This window comes from Streptomyces durhamensis, from assembly GCF_000725475.1.
GTDB lineage: Bacteria > Actinomycetota > Actinomycetes > Streptomycetales > Streptomycetaceae > Streptomyces > Streptomyces filipinensis.
Genome location: NZ_JNXR01000005.1, coordinates 276,286 through 292,562, shown reverse-complemented (window position 1 = coordinate 292,562; position 16,277 = coordinate 276,286). Strand labels below are relative to the sequence as shown.

Here is a 16,277-nt window from a genome sequence, read left to right as displayed (position 1 = left end):
CAGCCGGTCGCGCGGCACGACTCGGTCACTGGTGCGGTCACCGAGCACGGCACCCCCCTACCGCGCCCCGCGCCGGTGACGCCGCGGCCCTGAGCCCTCCCCTGGAGCCGTGTGCCGACGTGCCGGTGCGGGTGAGATGTACGACGGTATTGACGATTGAACCCGAAAGGCAACCCCTGGAGGGCTCCCTCACGTTTTTGTTGGTTTGGCCGTTACACAACCTTGGCCGGTGTTGTTCGGTTTCGTGTGCGTTTTCCGGAAATGCGTTCCCGAAGCAGGACCGCGAGCGGAAGCAGCACGCTCAGCACGGTCACGGTGACCACCCCGCCGCGTACCGACCAGCTGTGGACCGCGAGCATGCCTTGGGCAACCAGCATGTTGAGGACGACCGAGCCCGCAAGCGCGCAGAGCGTCCGGCCGAACCGATCCAGCCCGCGCAGGACCGTGGCGAGTGCCACGGCCGGCGCCGTGAGCAGGAAGAACAGGGCGCACGGCCCCCGCAGTACCGAGGGGGAGTCGACGAGCGCGAGCACCGCGCCGACGCCTCCGATGGCGGTCGCCGCCCCCCCGAGCAGCGGTGACAGGGCCCTCCCCGGCCCGGTCCGCGCTGCGCCGGAGTGCTCGGTGGCGCCATCTGATGAAGGTGACTTGATCCCTAAGGTCTGCATTGGCGACTTTGCCCCCCGACGCGCCGGATGCCGGGCTTCACTGTGGCGCGGACCGAGGGGGGTCGTCAAGAAGGCGATTGTCGAACCGTCAACAGGTTTGGCATGCACATGCAATAGATGACCGGTGAATGTCTCGGGTCGATCCTGTTGAGAACCGAATGGTCTTGGCATGGACACTTCCCGTCAACACGCGTAGTTGCTACGACAGTTGTGGCAGAGATCCTGCTAAAGGGAGGTTCCATGAGACGTTCCCGACTTACCGGATTCGTTACCTCGCTCCTCCTCGCCGCCGGCCTCGGTCTCACCGGGGCCGCTTCGGCGCAGGCGTCCTCGACCGCCGCGAGCGGCGGTTACGTCGCACTCGGCGACTCCTACTCCTCCGGAGTCGGAGCCGGCAGCTACATCAGCTCCAGCGGCAGCTGCGACCGCAGCACGAAGGCGTACCCCTATCTGTGGAACGCCGCGCACAACCCGTCCTCGTTCGCCTTCAACGCCTGCTCGGGCGCCACGACCGACGACGTCCTCGCGAACCAGCTCGGCTCGCTGAACTCCTCCACCTCGCTGGTGTCCCTCACCATCGGCGGCAACGACGCCGGCTTCTCCGACGTCATGACGACCTGTGTGATCCAGTCCGACAGCTCCTGCCTCTCCCGGATCGCCACCGCCAAGGCGTACGTCGACTCCACGCTCCCCGGCAAGCTCGACACCGTCTACAACGCGATCAGCGCCAAGGCCCCCGGCGCCCGGGTGGTCGTGCTCAGCTACCCCCGTTTCTACCTGCTCGGCCAGACCTGCCTCGGACTCTCCGACACCAAGCGGTCCGCGATCAACGGCGCGGCCGACTACATCGACGCCGCCATCCAGAAGCGCGCCCAGGCCCACGGCTTCGTCTTCGGCGACATCCGCTCCGCGTTCTCCAGCCATGAGATCTGCTCCGGCGACTCCTGGCTGCACAGCGTCAACTGGCTCGACATCGGCGAGTCGTACCACCCCACCACGGCCGGCCAGTCCGGCGGCTATCTGCCGGTGTTCACGAGCAACGCGTGATCCGAACGGGCTCGCCCCTCAGGGTGAAGCCTGCGGTGAGCCCGAGGCCGAAGCGGAGGCCCCGCCCGTCGGGGTCTCCGTCGCCGTCTGCGTCGGCGTCGCCGTACAGCTCACCGAGAACGGGACGGCGTTCGACGTGGTCTGCACCGGACCGCGCACCTTCACACCCATCCGGTCCTCGGTCGTCCCCGAACCGGAGTACACCGTCAGCGTCACCCGCACCTGCTGGGTCTTCTCACCGCCGGCCGGGAAGGACAGCGTCCGCCACCCCGGATCCGACACCGACCCGCGTGTCGTCACCCACCGGTACTCCACCCGCGCGGGCAGCCGCCCCACGGTGAACGTCGCCGTGAAGGCGGGCGTCTGCGTGGCCGGCGGCGGACAGCCCCCGGAGTACGTCGTGTCCGTCCCGGCCAGGGTGACGCGCACGGACTGCGCCGGCTGGGTGCTCGACGCCGTGCTGCCGCTCGGGGCCGGCGTCCCGGTGTCCGCGCCGGTGCCGCGGTGAGCGGTCGGCGAGTGATGCGCACTCCCGCTCGCCCGGCCGCCGCCCTGCTTCCCCTGACCGCCGCCCTCGCCCTGGTGCAGCAGCGCGTACGTCAGTCCCGCCAGCGCGAGCACGACCGCGAGGACGCCCGCCACCAGCACCGCACCGGCCCGCCGGGAGCGTTCCGGCACACCGGGCGGCGTGCCGGCGGGCAGCTGCGCCGGCGGAGTGGGGGACTGCGGGGACGGCTGACGCCCCAGGCCCGCGTCCGCCGGGCCGGTGTACGGCGGCACCGGCAGCGGCGCCGTCCGGGGCGTGCCGCCCCGCGCGGGGGCACCCCCGGCCGCGACGACCCGCAGCTCGTGTTCCGCCCGCTCGGCGTCCAGCCGCTCGGCGGGGTCCTTGCGCAGCAGCCCCTCGACGACCGGGGCGAGCGGCCCGGCCCGGCGCGGCGGCGGCAACTCCTCGTCCACCACGGCCCGCAGGGTGCTGATCGGGGTGTCGTACCGGAACGGCGAGACGCCTTCCACGGCCGCGTACAGCAGCACCCCCAGCGACCACAGGTCCGACCCAGGACCCGGTGTCCGCCCCAACGCCCGCTCCGGGGCGAGGAATTCGGGGGAGCCGACCACCTCGCCGGTCATGGTCAGCGCCGAGCTGCCCTCGACCGAGGCGATCCCGAAGTCGGTCAGCACCACCCGGCCGTCGTTCGCGAGCAGCACATTGGCGGGCTTCACGTCCCGGTGCAGCACCCCGGCGGCGTGTGCGGCGCGCAGCGCGGCCAGCACCTCGGCGCCGATGTGCGCGGCCCGCTGCGGCGACAGCGGACCGTCCGCCTCCAGCTGGTCGGCGAGCGACAGCCCGCGCACCAGCTCCATCACGATCCACGGCCGGCCTGCCTCCACCGCCACGTCGTACACCGTGACCACGTTCCGGTGGGCGACCCGCGCCGCCGCCCACGCCTCGCGCTCCAGGCGCGCGTACATCCGCTCCACGTCGGACGCGGGCAGCCCGGCCGGGATCCGTACCTCCTTGACGGCCACCTCGCGGTGCAGCACCTCGTCCTGGGCGCGCCACACGGCGCCCATGCCGCCCTCGCCCAGCGGGGACAGCAGTCGGTAGCGGCCCGCGATCACACGTTCGCGGCCCGGTTCTTCGGACACGGGCGCCCCCAGGCAAGTCGCGTGACGTCTCCCCAAAGTAGCTCAGCCGAGCGCGGATGCGGCCCCCCTGAGCACCAATCCGGCGCCCAGGGCCAGGACGACCAGCGCGGACGCGAGCGGCACGGATCGGCGCACCAGCGTGGCCACCGGGTGTGCGGTCCAGCTCGGACGCCGCTCCAGCACCCGGGTCATCCCCGCGCCCAGCCGGACCACGGCGAACCCGGCGGCCGTGAGCGTCAGCGCGAGCCCGGCACCGTAGGCCACGACGAGCAGCAGCCCGAACCAGGCCTTGCCGAGCGCGGCGGCACCGACGAGGACGACCACGGCGGACGGACTGGGCACCAGCCCACCGGCGAAGCCGAGCAGGATCGTGCCGCGGAGGGTGGGGGCGGTGGGGTGGGTATGGGTGTGGCCCCCGTGGGTGTGCTCGACGTGGTGGTCGTGGGAGTGAGCGTGGTCGTGGGAGTGAGCGTGGTCATGGGTGGGGGAGTTGTCGTCGGAGTCCGCGTGGGGGTGGGGGTGCTCGTGGGTGTGGTCGTGGGCGTGGGAAGGGACGTGTCCGTGGGCCCGGTTGCGCCAGGCCCGCCGTGCGAGGTTGGCGCCGGCCGCCAGCACCAGCGCGCCGCTCGCGAGGCCCAGCCAGGCGATCACCGACGGGCCGGCGGCCGAGCCGGCCGTGACGAGCAGGCCCAGCGCGACCACGCCCAGGGTGTGGGTCACCGTGACCGAGGCGGCCAGCGGCAGCACGTCCCGCAGGCGGGCCCGGCCACCGCGCGCTGCCGCCGCCGCGGCCATGAGGGTCTTGCCGTGGCCCGGCGCGAGCGCGTGCATCGCACCGAGGACGACCGCGACGAGCAGCGCGAGCGAGGCGAAGCCGACGGTGAGGTCGTGCCGGGCCACGAGGTCGTCGAGCGCGCGGGTCCAGCGGTCGGCGCCCCGGGGCAGGACCGCGGCGCCCGGCTCCTGCCGCGGCTCCTCGGCGAGGGCCGGCCCGCCGGGGCGCAGCCGCACGGAGGCGGAGGTGGTGTCGGCCGGGGAGGACAGCAGGTCCTTCGGGTACGTGGTCAGTTCGTGCGAGACCGAGGTCTTCGGCACGTCCGTCGCGGTGAGCGTCATACGGTCGCCGCGCGCGGTGATCTCCCGCCAGCCGGGGCCGGACCAGTTCACCGCGCTGCGGAAGCCGAGGGTGAGCGCGCCGGTCCGCGGGAGTGCAGCCGTCCAACGGCACTCCAGCCGCAGGGTGTTGAGGCCGGCCTGGCCGGGGCGCAGGCCGGCCCTGCCGTCCCGCACCGTGAGGGCGACCCTGTGCCCGCCCACCGTCACCGCGCTGCCCCGAGCGGCCTGCGTGCAGCGCTGCCGGGCCCACCGCGTCATGCCCAGCCGCTCGATGTCCGGCTCGGCCTGGGTCGCCGGGATCTCGGCGAGGTCCTCCACATGGTCCACGCGGAGCTGCCCGGGTGCGGCGACGAGGCCGTCGTAGCGGTTGACGGTGAAGTTCCCGAGCGGGTGCGCGCTCGCCGGGCCGGCCGGCAGCAGCGCGAGGGCGGTCGTGGCGAGGAGCAGGAAGGGGAGGCGGAGCTTCACCGCGCGGCCTCCAGCGCCTTGCGGGCCTCGGCCGCGCCGAGCGGGGAGAAACCGGGGTTCAGGCGCAGGGCCGAGGTGAGGGAGGCGCGGCCGGCCGCGCGGTGGCCCGTGGCCAGCTCGATCATGCCGCGGTGGTAGAGGAAGGCGGCGTTGCGGTAGCCGGTGGCGGTGGCCCTGCGGGCGTACGGCAGGGCCTCGGCGTCATGGCCGTTCGCATGCAGCGCCCAGGCCAGGGCGTCCGCGGTGTGCACGGTGTGGCGGCGGGACCATTCGGCGCGGGCCGCGCGCAGGGCGGCCGCCTTGTCGCCGTGGTCGGCGGCCGCCAGCGCGGTGTCGAGGTCGGCGTTGACGCCGTTGGCGCGGGCCAGCGCGATCCAGGTGTCCACGAGGGCGTACTGGCGCCGTGCCCTGGCCCGGTCGCCGGCCGCGCCGCGCGCCTCGTACAGTTCGCCCAGTTCGACGAGCGGGCCCGGCAGCGGATACCGGGACACCACCGTCTCCATCCCCTTGACCGCCGCCGCGCGGTCGCCGCTCGCCGCCTGCGCCCGTGCCCGGCCCTCCAGTGCCGGGAGGTAGGTGTCGTCGGCGGCGAGGGCACGTGCGTAGCAGCCGAGGGCGGTCTTGTAGTCGCCCTGGTTCCAGGCGAGTTGACCGAGCTGGGCGGACACGTAGGCGACGTCGCCCTTCGAGGTGGCGCCGGCCAGCGCCTGCTCCAGCACCCGCCGGGCCGTCGTCACGTCGCCGCGCAGCTCGTGCACGTACGCGTACCGCGTGAAGACGGGCACGCCCGGCTTGCGGGCGTCGGCGGTCCCGGCCGCCTTCGCCGCCTCGGCGTACCGGCCGAGCTCCACCAGGGCGTCGACACGGGAGGACAGCGCTCGCTCGCTGTACGGGTTCTGCCGCAGCGCCTCGTCCGCGTAGGTCAGGGCGTCCTTGAAGTCGTGCCGGGCGGCGGCGAGCGCGGCGCGGCCGGCCAGCGCCTGGTCGTTGTCCGGGGCCAGGGAGAGGGAGCGCCGCAGTACCTTGTCGGCCTGCGGGTAGCGGGAGGGGTCGCCCTTGGTCCGCGCCTGCTCGACGTAGGCCAGGCCCAGGGTCGCCCAACCGCCGAAGTCCCGGGGCTGGGTGCGCAGATGTGCCTGGAGAGCGGTGATGCTCGCGTCCAGGTCCCCGCCGCCCAGGACACCGGGGTCCACGGCGGTGGAGGCGGCCGGCACCGTGGTGGGCGCCGGGTTCGCACCCATGGCGATCGCCCCGCCGGTCAGCGCGACCGCCAGCAGGGCGGCGCAGCCGCCCAGTTGGACGCCCCGCCAGCTCCGCCCGGCAGCGGCGAACCGCCGGAGCCTGACCACACGCTCGTCGCGGCGGGCGGCCGAGGACACCCCGGAGCCGGGCGCCGCGGGCTCGGCGCCGCCGTCGGCCGGGGGCTCGTGGGAGCCGGACCCGGCGGCGTGGGCCGGGGGTTCTTCGCGGGGGGAGGCGGGGGTGTGCTCCGCGCGGGGTGCCGCGTGCTCGCCGTCGTCGGCCGGAGGCCCTTCGGAGCCGGGCGCCGCGGGATCGGTGGCGCCGGCCAGGGGCTCCTTCGGACCGGGAGGCGTGCGTTCGTGACCGGCGGCCGGGGAGTCCGCCGAAGCGGGCCCGGCGCCGTCGGTGCCCGTCTCGGACGGGGCGCCTCCTGCGGCGGGGCGCGCCGCGGCCGACGCCTCCCGCGGGTTCACCTGCCGCGCGCCGGCCTCGTCGTCGTTCGTACGCGGAGACATGGCCTCTCCTCGGTCGCCTGGTGCTGGTCGGAAGGGAGGGCGCGGCCCGCCGTGGGGGAGGGGGATACGGGCCGCGCCGGTCTGAGGGGGGTGCGAGGGTCAGTACGGGCGACGGATGCGCCGGCGCCACCAGCCGATGGCCGTGCCGAGCAGCAGGATCCCGGCGGCACCCGAGGCCGCCGACGCGGCGATCAGCACCGTGTTGCCGGAACCCGAGCCGCCGGCGGAATCGGCGGGCTGGAGGGCGTCGCCCAGCTGGCTGCGCACGTCCGTGCCCGCGGTCGTGCCCTTGGCGAGCGGGCCGCGCGAACCGGAGGTCGGCTCGGCGACGTACGGGAAGTACTTCTCGAAGCCCTTGTCGTTCTTGTCCACCGCGTCACCCAGGTCGTTCTTGGAACCGACCAGTTCACCCTCGACGACCTGCAACGCCTCGTCGATCACGTCGTCGGTGAGCCGGCGCCCGTTCGGGAAGCCCGCGTTGTCGCCGTCCAGGACACCCAGCCGCTTGGGATGCATGCTCGGCTTGACGGAGGTGTTCAGGCGCAGCTCCTCCGAGGGGCGCACGTTCGGCGGCTGGTTCAGGCCCTTCACGCCCTTCAGGAAGACGTCGACCAGGTCGTTGCGCGGCTCGGCCGGCGCCTTGATCTTGTAGATCGACTCGATGAGCTTCGGCAGCTCGGGGTTGGTGACGTTCTTCAGGAACTGGGCGTCGTACGCGGGCTGGGAGGCGTTGAACCTGTCCTTGTCCTTCTGCGGGTTGACCACCTCGTTGACCAGCGGGTTGCCGAGGCGCGAGACCTGCGTGTAGTAGCCCTGCGCGTTGCGGCGCTGGGTGGTGGACCAGATGCCGACGACCGGCTGCCCCGCCGACTCGCGGATCAGGTCGTTCGGCACCTGCAGGGCGATGGTGTTGACGTTGTAGCCCTTCAGGGTGTCCCGGCCGACCTCGCTCAGGTTGCCGCCGTACAGCAGGTCGAAGACGCGCAGGTCCGCGAAGAACGGGTCGTCCGCCTGCCCGGCGAAGGTCGTGGCGCCGCCCGCGGCCTTGTAGATGGCCTGGTCGCGCAGCTTGCCGTAGTACGGCATGGACGCCTTGCCGACGTTCGACGGTGCCACCGGCACATCGTCCGCGACCTTCGTCTTCGACACCGCGTGCCCGTGCTTGAGGTGGAGCAGATCGATGTCGTACGTCTGCGTGATGTTGAGGTCGGGATCCGCCAGGTTGGTGACCGGCCCCGTGTTGTACAGGAAGGTGTTCCCGTTCTTCGTGTGCGTGGTGAAGGTGTAGCGGAACACCAAGTCGTCCTGCGCGTCGCCGTTGTTGTCGACGTGCAGGTCGTACTGGGCGTCGTCGGCGAACGTGTAGAAGTTAGGACCGCCCGCCGGCTCCTCGAACGGGATCCAGTTCGCCACGATCGTCGTCGTGTCGGGCTTGTCCGGGCTGACGAACGCGTACAGGTCGGTGTTGTCGTACTGCGGGGTGCCCGAGATCAGCGGGGCCTCCCGGTGGGAGGAGGCGGAGGCCTCCCCGGGTGCCAGCGCGGCGGCGCCGGCGGCGGTGAGCCCTCCGGCGGCCAGCGCACCGCAGATGAGCGTGACCAGGCCGGTGCGTCCCGTGCCGCTCCTGGAGAAGAGAGGTGTCATGCCGTCCGTCCTCAGTGCCGACTTGCCTTTGACGGACGGGTATACGGAGCCGACGACCCGATCGGATGGGTCGGACGAAGAAAAACTTTGGGACCCTTCCCGACCCGCGTTTTCGGCCCGCCGATCCGTATCACTCGCGGGAGGTGTGCGTTCGTGCGGATGCGTGGAGTGCACGGAAGGGCCGGATGCGGCCACGGAGAGGGGGCCCGCATGCGGGCGGACGAGCTGCTGGTGCTCGTCGCGGGCGGTGACCAGCGGGCGTTCGAGGACCTGTACACACTGGTGTCCGGGCCGGTGTACGGACTCGTACGACGGGTGGTGCGCGACCCCGCCCAGTCCGAGGAGGTCGCCCAGGAGGTGCTGCTGGAGATGTGGCGTTCGGCCGCCCGCTTCGACCCCGGCCGGGGCAGCGCGCTGTCCTGGATCCTCACCCTCGCCCACCGCCGGGCCGTCGACCGGGTGCGCAGCGCCCGCGCGGCCGGCGAACGCGAGCAGCGGGAGGCCCTGCGCGCCGGGGAGCCCGCCTTCGACCAGGTCGCCGAGGAGGTCGAGGCCGGTATGGAGCGCGAGTGGGTGCGCCGTTGTCTGCGCCGGCTCACGGACCTGCAACGCCAGTCCGTGACCCTCGCCTACTACGACGGCTACACCTACCGTGAGGTGGCCGAGCGGCTCGCGCTGCCGCTCGGCACGGTCAAGACGCGGATGCGCGACGGGCTCACCCGGCTCCGCGAGTGCCTGGGAGGCGCCGCATGAGCATCCTCGGCCGGCTGCTGCGCCGGGAGGACCCGCACTCCCTCGCCGCGCCTTACGCGCTCGACGCCCTCGAACCGGGCGAGCGGCGCAGGTTCGCGAAGCACCTGCAGGGCTGCGACCGTTGTGCCGCGGAGGTGCGGGACCTCGCCGAGGACGCCGTACGACTGGCATGGTCCACGGCGGCCCCCGCGCCCGCCGCCCTGCGCGAGCGGGTGCTCGCCGCCGTGCGCACCACCCCGCAGGAGCGGTCCGCCCCGGCCCGGGAGCGCACGCCGCAACTGCCCCCGCACGTCTGGGGCACGCAGCCCCCGCCGGGACGCACCCGTACGCCCCGCACGCGCTCCCTGTTCGTGCCGCTCACCACGGCCACCGCGGCGGCGGCCCTCGTCGTCGCCTCCCTCTTCGCCGTGCAGGCGCACCGCACCCAGGACCGGCTGGCCGCGGAGCGGTCCCGGGCACGTGAGATCGCCCACGTTCTGGCCGCGCCCGACGCCCGGGCGACGACCAGCAAGGACGCTCGGGGCCGCGGTATCGGAGTGATCGCTTCCGCATCGGAGCGGGAGGCCGTCGTCACCCTCAGCGGATACGGCGCCCCGCCCGGCGGCCGCGTCCACCAGCTCTGGCTCGTGCGCCCCGGCGCGGGGCCGCGCTCCCTCGGGCTCTTCGCGGGCGACACGCCCCTCGTCGCCAAGGGCCTCGCCACGTCGTCGGCGTCACTCGCCGTAACCATCGAGCCTGACGGCGGCTCAGCCCGGCCGACCGGCCAGCCTGTTGTCCAACTCTCCCTGAATCCGGTCGGATTCGGAGAGTAGTCAGTGAGGGATGGTCAACCGCCTTACAGGGAAGGTGAATCCTGTGGCCGAGATACACGCGTGCCCCCCTGGGGCGATAGGGTTACCCTGCCCGGGCCGGGTGGACTCGTACGGGTGGGGAGTGACATGGAACAGATAACAGTGCGCAGCAGGGCGAGGGTCCCTGCGATCACCTGCGGGAGCAGCGCGACCAGTTCGCGCCTCGACCGCCATCTGTCGGTACTGGCGGGTCCCGCCATACCGCAGCGGGAGACGGTCGAGGCGACCTCGCTGATGCTCGAACTGACGGCGCGTGACAGGGCACACCAGCGCAGTGACCGGGGCAAGCGGGTCAGCCGCGTCTCCCTGTTCGCGCCGCTGCGCCGGCTGCGTCGCTCGCTGTTCGGCGGACACTGAGCGGCTGCTGAGCCGCCCCCGAAGTCCGCTCGCAGGGGTGTCGGCGCTCAGGCCGCCACACCGTCCCGGCGCATCGCTGCGATCTCGTCGTCCGTCATCCCCACGGCATGCAGCAGCGCCTCGGTGTGCTGCCCGAGCGCGGGCACATCACCCATCCGCGCCTCGTCCCCGCCCGGCAGCGTGATGGGAGGCAGGAGGGCCTTCAACGGTCCGACCGGCGACCCCACCTCACGCCACCGCTCCCGGGCCGCCAGCTGCGGATGCCCGGCCAGTTCGTGCAGGTCCCGCAGCCGGGCACACGCGATGCCCGCCTTCTCCAGCCGGGCCAGCGCCTCCTCGGCCTCCAGCGCGCCGAGTGCCCGCGCCACCAGCTCGTCCGTCTTCTTCCGGTGCGCGACCCGTGCCGCGTTCGTCGCGTACGCCGGATCCCTCCCGAGTTCCGGCTGACCTATGACCTGTTCGGCCAGCCGCCGCCACTCGCGGTCGTTCTGCACGGAGAGCAGGACCCGTCCGCCGTCCGCCGTCGGATAGGCGTCGTAGGGCGCGATGACGGCGTGCGCGAGGCCGGTACGCGCCGGGGGCTCACCCCCGTGCATCGCATGGTGCAGCGGATGCCCCAGCCACTCCGCGAGCGCCTCCAGCATGGACACCTCCACCGGGCCGCCCCGCCCGGTCGTCCCGCGCCGCACAAGAGCCGCGAGGACACCCGAGAACGCGTACATGGCCGCCGCGATGTCCGCCGCCGGAACCCCCGCCTTCACCGGCTGCTCCGGCGTCCCGGTCACCGACACGAGCCCCGCCTCGCACTGCACGAGCATGTCGTACGCCCGCTTGTCCGCGTACGGCCCGAAGGACCCGTACCCGGAGATGTCCACGGCGATCAGCCGGGGATGCGCCGCGCACAGCGTGGCCGCGTCCAGACCGAGCCGGGCCGCCGCGCCGTGGGCGAGGTTCTGCACGAACACGTCGGCGTCCGCGATCAGCCGCCGTACGACGTCCAGGCCGCGCGGGTCCTTCAGGTCCAGCGCCAGCGACTCCTTGCCGCGGTTGCACCACACGAAGTGCGAGGCCAGACCGCGGGCCGCGGTGTCGTAACCGCGCGCGAAGTCGCCGCCGTCGACCCGCTCCACCTTGATGACCCGGGCACCCAGGTCGGCGAGCTGCCGGGTCGCGAAGGGCGCTGACACGGCCTGTTCGACGGCGACGACGGTGATGCCCGCGAGGGGCAGGGGCTGCTGATCCGTGGGCTGTTCCATGACCGGATCATGGCCCGCGACCGGCGGGTTTGTCAGCAGCCCGGCCGCGCTGCCTCAGCGTTCCCCGTGCGCGTACCGGCGTACGGCGAGGGGCAGGAACACCGCGGTCAGGGCGAGGCTCCAGGCGAGCGACCCGGCGACCGGGTGGGCCACCGGCCAGGCGGAGTCCGCGGGGACGGGCGCGTTGCCGAAGAGGTCCCGCAGCGCGGTCGTCACCGCGCTGATCGGGTTCCACTCGGCGAGCGTGCGCAGCCAGCCCGGCAGGTTGCCGGTCGGGATGTAGGCGTTGGACAGCAGGGGCAGGACGAAGGAGGAGGCGCCGAGCTGCCCGGCGGCGTCCTCGCTGCGGGTGAGCAGCCCGAGGAAGATCCCGGCACAGGTGCACGCGAACCGGAAGAGCAGCAGCAGCCCCAGAGCACCGGCCGCGTCCATCGCCGACCCCCTGATCTGCCACCCCACGGCGAGCCCGACCAGCAGCAGCGGCACGGTACCGAGGGCCGTCACGACGAGGTCGGCGACCGCCTGTCCGAGCGGTACGGCGGCGCGGCTCACCGGCAGCGTGCGGAACCGGTCCATCACGCCTCGGTGGGTGTCCGCGGCGGCCTGGAACATGCCGGTCATCAGGCCGCCGGCCGCGGTCGCCACCAGCAGCCCCGGCACCAGGAAGGACCGGTACTCACGGCCGGGCACGGCCAGGGCGCTGCCGAACACGTAGCCGAAGAACAGCAGCATGTTGACGGGCATCAGCTGGGTCAGGACCGCCAGGCCCGGACTGTTGCGGACGCGGCGCAGCTGCCGTCCCGTCATGGCCAGGCCGTCGTACGCCAACGCGCTCATGCGGCGGGCTCCTTGCTGTCCTCGTCCCTTTCGGCGGGCTCTGAGGTGAGCCGCAGGAACACGTCGTCGAGGGTGGGCGGACGCAGGCTCGCGTCCAGCAACGGGATGCCCGCCGCGTCGAGTGCGCGCACGAGACGCGGCAGGGTGAGCGTCGCGTCGGTGGTGACGGCGCCGACGGCGTTGCGCTCGTGATCGAACACCGGTGCGCTGCCGGTCAGCTGGTCGAGCACGCCCGCGGCCCGCGTCAGCGCACCGCTGTCGGCCACCACGGCCTGCGCGTACGACCCGATGAGCGCCTTGAGCTGGGCGGGCGAGCCGGTGTGCGCGACGCGTCCCCGGTCCACCAGGGCGATGTCGTCGGCGAGTCGGTCCGCCTCCTCCAGGTACTGGGTGGTCAGCAGCACGGTCGTGCCGTCCGCCTTCAGTTCGCGCACCGCGTTCCAGATGCGGGTGCGGCTGGCCGGGTCGAGTCCGGTGGTCGGTTCGTCCAGGAACAGCACACCGGGGCGGCGGATGAGACTGGCGGCGAGGTCCAGCCGGCGCCGCATGCCGCCGGAGTAGCTCGAGGCCTTGCGGCCGGCGGCCTCGGTCAGGCCGAAGCGCTCCAGCAGCTCGTCGGCCCGGGCGGCCGGTCCGCGCACCCGGTGCAGCCGGGCGAACAGCCGCAGGTTCTCCCGGCCGGTGAGGTCGCCGTCGACCGAGGCGTACTGCCCCGTGACGGCGATCCGGCGGCGTACGGCGGCGGCCTCCCGGACGAGGTCGTGTCCGGCGACGCGGGCCGAGCCGGCGTCCGGGCGCAGCAGCGTGGTCAGCAGCCGCACGGCCGTCGTCTTGCCGGCTCCGTTGGGCCCGAGCAGCCCGCAGACGGTCCCCTCGGCCACCGCCAGATCCAGCCCCCGCAGGGCGTGCACAGCGCCCAAGCGCTTCTCCAGACCCTCACTAAGTACGGCGTACGTAGTTGTCATGCCCTGACCGTACCGCACTACGTACGCTGTACGTAACTAGGATGGTGGCCGAGGTGATGATCAATGGCACTCCGAGGGGCCGTCCCCGAAGTGATCTGGGCGCGCCCCGAGCGCACCGGCCGGGGCCCGAAGCCGGCGTACACCCGCGACGACATCGCGGCCGCCGCCGTCCGGATCGCCGACGAGCGGGGGCTCGACGCGGTGTCGATGCGGCACGTGGCGGCGGAGCTGGGCTGCGGCACCATGTCGCTGTACAACTACGTGCCCCGCAAGGAGGACCTGTACGAGCTGATGGTGGACGCGGCCAGCGCGGAGCACGTCCGGTGGGAGCCGAGCGGGCAGTGGCGGGCCGACCTGGGCCGGATGGCCCGCGAGACGCGTTCGCTGATGCACCGGCACCCCTGGCTGCCGCGGCTGATGTCCCCGGTGTACGGCTTCAGCCCGCATGCCCTGCGGTACCTGGAGCACTGCCTGGCCTGCCTGGATCCGCTGGAGGCGGCGTACGGCACCAAGCTGGAGCTGATCGCGATGCTGAACGGGGTGGTCACCGCCTACGTCCGCAACGAGCTGGACACCGCCGAGCGCGTACGTGCCCTGCCGTGGTCCGAGGAGCAGGAGAACGCCGTGCGGATCGCCTACCTGGGGAGCCAGATCGCCTCCGGCGCGTACCCGAGGATGGCGGCGGCCTTCGCGGAGGATCCGGGGCCGATCGATCTGGAGGCGGTGTTCGAGCGGGCGTTGGAGCGGGTGCTGGACGCCTTCGATCCGCGGCGCGCCGGCCGGTGAACCGGGGAGGGTCACCGGGTGCCGGGCCGGGGCGCCCCGACGCCGTCGAGGTGCCGATCGCCGGTCCTCGCGCCCGGGCCGGGATCAGGCTCCGGAGGCCTGGGGAGGCCGCCCTGGAGCGCCGCTAGATCAGCGCGAACTGGCCCTCCGGGCCCTCCTCGTGGTGGTCCAGGACGGAGGCCGGACGGCGGGCCGGGCCGGGGACCGGGAGAACGCCGGCCTCGCTCAGATCGCCCGTCGTGATCGCGGAGGTCGCCTTCAGGCCGGCCCGCTGCGGCCGCAGTTCCGCCAGCAGGGCCAGGACCGTGATCAGCTCCAGGAGCTCCGACGTCCAGGCCTGCGGCCAGGTCGCCGGGCGGATCGCGCTGAGGGTGCCCGGGGCGGCCGGGGTGGTGCGGGACGTGAACCAGGACTCCAGGACCCGGACCCCGGCCACCTCGTAGTCCCAGGCCTGCGGCGGGACGGGGGAGATGCGGCCCTCGTCCAGGTGGAGGGTCTCCTCGTCCCCGTCGTAGCGCAGGGTCAGCGGCCGGGCCGGCAGCGGCGCGCGGACGTAGGGGCGGCGGCCCCCCGGCAGCTTGGGGCGTGGACCGTCGCGGCGCATCAGCCACAGCATGCGGCGACCCAACTCGACGCCCGCACACCACAGTCGGGTGTCGTCGGTGAGCGGCACGGTGAGGTCCGGGCGGATCGTCGCCAGGATCCAGGCCAGCACGTCCGGCGCCGTGGGGCGGTCGGACAGGCGGGCGGAGAGGTGGTCCAGGAGGCCCGGGGCCAGGTTCGGTTCGGTGCCGCCGGGGCGGCGGTGCAGGGGGCGGACGAGGCCGGGGCGCAGCGTGGGCAGGAGCGAGGTGGCCAGCAGCGGGGTCTCCGCGTCGCCGGTCTCCACCGTGAAGACCTGGTGCGCGTCCGCCACCCGCCACAGCTCCGGGCGGGCGGTGTCGATCAGCCGCTGGTCCGGGATCAGCCACTGCTCGTCGAAGGGCGCCGCCAGGACACGGGCCGGCTCCGCGCAGGGGCCCGTGGCGCGCGCCAGCCGCTCGGTGCCGGTGGACCGGCCGGGCAGTTGGCCCACCGCCGAGTCGAGGGTGCGGGAGCGGGTCGGCTCGAACAGGGCCTGCCGGGCGGGGCCCTCGGCCTTCAGCAGGGCGTCCCAGCGGGCCCGCAGAGAGCCGGCGTCGGGTGCCGTCGGCCAGGCGCGGCCCGGCCGCAGCGGTGCGACGGACCACGGCATGAGGTCCGCCAGCAGCGGAGCGTCGTCGTGCGTCACGCAGGGCATGCTACGACAGCGGACCGAGCCCCCGAAGGGGCCCGCGGCCGCCCCGCGGCACGGAGCGGCACGGCGCGCTCACGCGTCCAGCGTGACGGTGAACGAGAACCGGTCCCCCCGGTACTGGATCACCGCCACGTCCAGCACCCGCCCGCCGCTGTCGTACGTCACGCCCGTGTAGTGCAGGATCGGGCTGAGCAGCGGCACCTGGAGGAGCCGGGCGGTCTCCGGGTCGGCGAGCCGGGCCTGCACGGTGTCCGTGATCCGGCTGATGTCCGCCTTCACGACGTCCCGCAGCACCTTGGTCATCGGCCAGCGGATCAGGTCGTCCAGGTCGATGCGCGCGGCGAGGTCGGGTCGGATGTGGTTGACGGCGTGGTTGGTCGGCTCGCCGGTCTTCTCGTCGCAGCGGAGGCGGTGGTAGGCCGCCACCTCCGGGAGGCCGGGGAAGTACTCGGCGAGATGGGGCGGTACGGGCACCGGGCCGTGGTCCAGCAGTTCCGTGGTCATCCCGGACTGCTGGGCCACGATGGCGTCCACCGAGCCGAGCAGGCGGACCGGCGCCCCCCGCCGGGCGTCCGGCTCGATGAACGTGCCACGCCGCCGGTGCCGGCTGATCAGCCCCTCGTCCTCCAGCTCCTTCAGCGCCTGCCGCATGGTCAGCACGCTCACGCCGTAGTGCTCCGCCAGCTGCTCCTCCGTGGGCAGCCGCAGCGGGTCCTCGGGGGAGCGGCCGAGTATCGAGGCACGCAGCGACTGCGACACCTGGTACCACAGCGGCAGCTTGCGGTTCAGGACGATCGAATCCGGAGCGAAGGAGGTCACGCGGCTATCCGTACCTGTCGATGAACG

The 16,277-nt window shown here is 73.5% G+C and carries 15 protein-coding genes; 5 read left to right on the top strand and 10 right to left on the bottom strand.

Annotation, left to right across the window (positions count from 1 at the left end):
• Positions 1 to 212 precede the first annotated feature (212 nt).
• Positions 213 to 533 (bottom strand): hypothetical protein, encoded by a 321-nt coding sequence (locus IO33_RS43980; RefSeq protein WP_245235737.1) that lies wholly within the window; start codon positions 531 to 533, stop codon positions 213 to 215.
• A gap of 375 nt (positions 534 to 908) precedes the next feature.
• Between IO33_RS43980 and IO33_RS0109085 the strand changes: the two genes are divergently transcribed.
• On the top strand, positions 909 to 1,715 hold the full coding sequence (locus IO33_RS0109085) for an SGNH/GDSL hydrolase family protein (RefSeq protein ID WP_031162307.1): 807 nt from the start codon (positions 909 to 911) through the stop codon (positions 1,713 to 1,715).
• Positions 1,716 to 1,733: 18 nt separating this feature from the next.
• Here IO33_RS0109085 and IO33_RS0109080 read toward each other — a convergent pair whose 3' ends face one another.
• The 4 genes from IO33_RS0109080 to IO33_RS0109065 form a co-directional block, all read right to left on the bottom strand.
• The gene (locus tag IO33_RS0109080; protein WP_031162305.1) at positions 1,734 to 3,365 is read right to left on the bottom strand and encodes a serine/threonine-protein kinase; all 1,632 of its coding nucleotides are present in this window, start codon (positions 3,363 to 3,365) and stop codon (positions 1,734 to 1,736) included.
• A gap of 42 nt (positions 3,366 to 3,407) precedes the next feature.
• Positions 3,408 to 4,949: a HoxN/HupN/NixA family nickel/cobalt transporter gene (locus tag IO33_RS0109075; protein WP_031162303.1), complete on the bottom strand. Its 1,542-nt coding sequence runs from the start codon at positions 4,947 to 4,949 to the stop codon at positions 3,408 to 3,410.
• Positions 4,946 to 6,706, bottom strand: coding sequence for a hypothetical protein (locus tag IO33_RS0109070; protein ID WP_245235736.1), 1,761 nt, complete (start codon positions 6,704 to 6,706; stop codon positions 4,946 to 4,948). The genes IO33_RS0109075 and IO33_RS0109070 overlap by 4 nt, the downstream gene beginning before the upstream one ends.
• A 99-nt stretch (positions 6,707 to 6,805) precedes the next feature.
• Positions 6,806 to 8,350, bottom strand: a complete 1,545-nt coding sequence (locus IO33_RS0109065; protein WP_031162298.1) for a DUF4331 domain-containing protein — start codon at positions 8,348 to 8,350, stop codon at positions 6,806 to 6,808.
• A 210-nt stretch (positions 8,351 to 8,560) separates the two neighbouring features.
• Between IO33_RS0109065 and IO33_RS0109060 the strand changes: the two genes are divergently transcribed.
• The 3 genes from IO33_RS0109060 to IO33_RS0109050 all read left to right on the top strand — a co-directional run bounded on the left by IO33_RS0109060 (position 8,561) and on the right by IO33_RS0109050 (position 10,311).
• On the top strand, positions 8,561 to 9,103 hold the full coding sequence (locus IO33_RS0109060; protein WP_031162295.1) for a sigma-70 family RNA polymerase sigma factor: 543 nt from the start codon (positions 8,561 to 8,563) through the stop codon (positions 9,101 to 9,103).
• The gene (locus tag IO33_RS0109055) at positions 9,100 to 9,915 is read left to right on the top strand and encodes an anti-sigma factor (protein WP_031162293.1); all 816 of its coding nucleotides are present in this window, start codon (positions 9,100 to 9,102) and stop codon (positions 9,913 to 9,915) included. Before IO33_RS0109060 ends, IO33_RS0109055 begins: the two co-directional genes overlap by 4 nt.
• 126 nt (positions 9,916 to 10,041) lie before the next feature.
• Positions 10,042 to 10,311 carry a hypothetical protein gene (locus tag IO33_RS0109050; RefSeq protein WP_031162291.1) on the top strand — a complete coding sequence of 90 codons (270 nt, stop codon included), beginning with the start codon at positions 10,042 to 10,044 and terminating at the stop codon, positions 10,309 to 10,311.
• Between the two features lie 47 nt (positions 10,312 to 10,358).
• On the opposite strand, the gene IO33_RS0109045 is transcribed toward IO33_RS0109050, so the two are convergent.
• Genes IO33_RS0109045 through IO33_RS0109035 form a run of 3 tightly spaced genes read right to left on the bottom strand, consistent with a single transcriptional unit; the run spans position 10,359 to position 13,369 of the window.
• Positions 10,359 to 11,567 carry a CaiB/BaiF CoA transferase family protein gene (locus IO33_RS0109045; RefSeq protein WP_031162289.1) on the bottom strand — a complete coding sequence of 403 codons (1,209 nt, stop codon included), beginning with the start codon at positions 11,565 to 11,567 and terminating at the stop codon, positions 10,359 to 10,361.
• A gap of 54 nt (positions 11,568 to 11,621) precedes the next feature.
• Positions 11,622 to 12,404, bottom strand: a complete 783-nt coding sequence (locus IO33_RS0109040; RefSeq protein ID WP_031162287.1) for an ABC transporter permease — start codon at positions 12,402 to 12,404, stop codon at positions 11,622 to 11,624.
• On the bottom strand, positions 12,401 to 13,369 hold the full coding sequence (locus IO33_RS0109035; RefSeq protein ID WP_037685114.1) for a daunorubicin resistance protein DrrA family ABC transporter ATP-binding protein: 969 nt from the start codon (positions 13,367 to 13,369) through the stop codon (positions 12,401 to 12,403). The genes IO33_RS0109040 and IO33_RS0109035 overlap by 4 nt, the downstream gene beginning before the upstream one ends.
• 63 nt (positions 13,370 to 13,432) lie before the next feature.
• Between IO33_RS0109035 and IO33_RS0109030 the strand changes: the two genes are divergently transcribed.
• Positions 13,433 to 14,155, top strand: coding sequence for a TetR/AcrR family transcriptional regulator (locus tag IO33_RS0109030; RefSeq protein WP_031162283.1), 723 nt, complete (start codon positions 13,433 to 13,435; stop codon positions 14,153 to 14,155).
• 124 nt (positions 14,156 to 14,279) lie between these two features.
• Here the strand turns inward: IO33_RS0109030 and IO33_RS0109025 are convergent, their stop codons facing one another.
• Both IO33_RS0109025 and IO33_RS0109020 read right to left on the bottom strand, forming a co-directional pair.
• Positions 14,280 to 15,434 carry a type ISP restriction/modification enzyme gene (locus IO33_RS0109025; protein WP_031162280.1) on the bottom strand — a complete coding sequence of 385 codons (1,155 nt, stop codon included), beginning with the start codon at positions 15,432 to 15,434 and terminating at the stop codon, positions 14,280 to 14,282.
• Between the two features lie 69 nt (positions 15,435 to 15,503).
• A complete protein-coding gene (locus tag IO33_RS0109020; protein WP_031162278.1) occupies positions 15,504 to 16,250 on the bottom strand; it encodes a GntR family transcriptional regulator in 747 nt (248 codons plus the stop codon).
• Positions 16,251 to 16,277 lie beyond the last annotated feature (27 nt).

Excerpts from the sequence above, each read along its gene's own strand:
- IO33_RS0109085 (WP_031162307.1), top strand. The coding sequence starts at position 909 with ATGAGACGTTCCCGACTTACCGGATTCGTTACCTCGCTCCTCCTCGCC.
- IO33_RS0109070 (WP_245235736.1), bottom strand. The coding sequence starts at position 6,706 with ATGTCTCCGCGTACGAACGACGACGAGGCCGGCGCGCGGCAGGTGAAC.
- IO33_RS0109065 (WP_031162298.1), bottom strand. The coding sequence starts at position 8,350 with ATGACACCTCTCTTCTCCAGGAGCGGCACGGGACGCACCGGCCTGGTC.
- IO33_RS0109060 (WP_031162295.1), top strand. The coding sequence starts at position 8,561 with ATGCGGGCGGACGAGCTGCTGGTGCTCGTCGCGGGCGGTGACCAGCGG.
- IO33_RS0109055 (WP_031162293.1), top strand. The coding sequence starts at position 9,100 with ATGAGCATCCTCGGCCGGCTGCTGCGCCGGGAGGACCCGCACTCCCTC.
- IO33_RS0109050 (WP_031162291.1), top strand. The coding sequence starts at position 10,042 with ATGGAACAGATAACAGTGCGCAGCAGGGCGAGGGTCCCTGCGATCACC.
- IO33_RS0109045 (WP_031162289.1), bottom strand. The coding sequence starts at position 11,567 with ATGGAACAGCCCACGGATCAGCAGCCCCTGCCCCTCGCGGGCATCACC.
- IO33_RS0109040 (WP_031162287.1), bottom strand. The coding sequence starts at position 12,404 with ATGAGCGCGTTGGCGTACGACGGCCTGGCCATGACGGGACGGCAGCTG.
- IO33_RS0109035 (WP_037685114.1), bottom strand. The coding sequence starts at position 13,369 with ATGACAACTACGTACGCCGTACTTAGTGAGGGTCTGGAGAAGCGCTTG.
- IO33_RS0109030 (WP_031162283.1), top strand. The coding sequence starts at position 13,433 with ATGGCACTCCGAGGGGCCGTCCCCGAAGTGATCTGGGCGCGCCCCGAG.
- IO33_RS0109025 (WP_031162280.1), bottom strand. The coding sequence starts at position 15,434 with ATGCCCTGCGTGACGCACGACGACGCTCCGCTGCTGGCGGACCTCATG.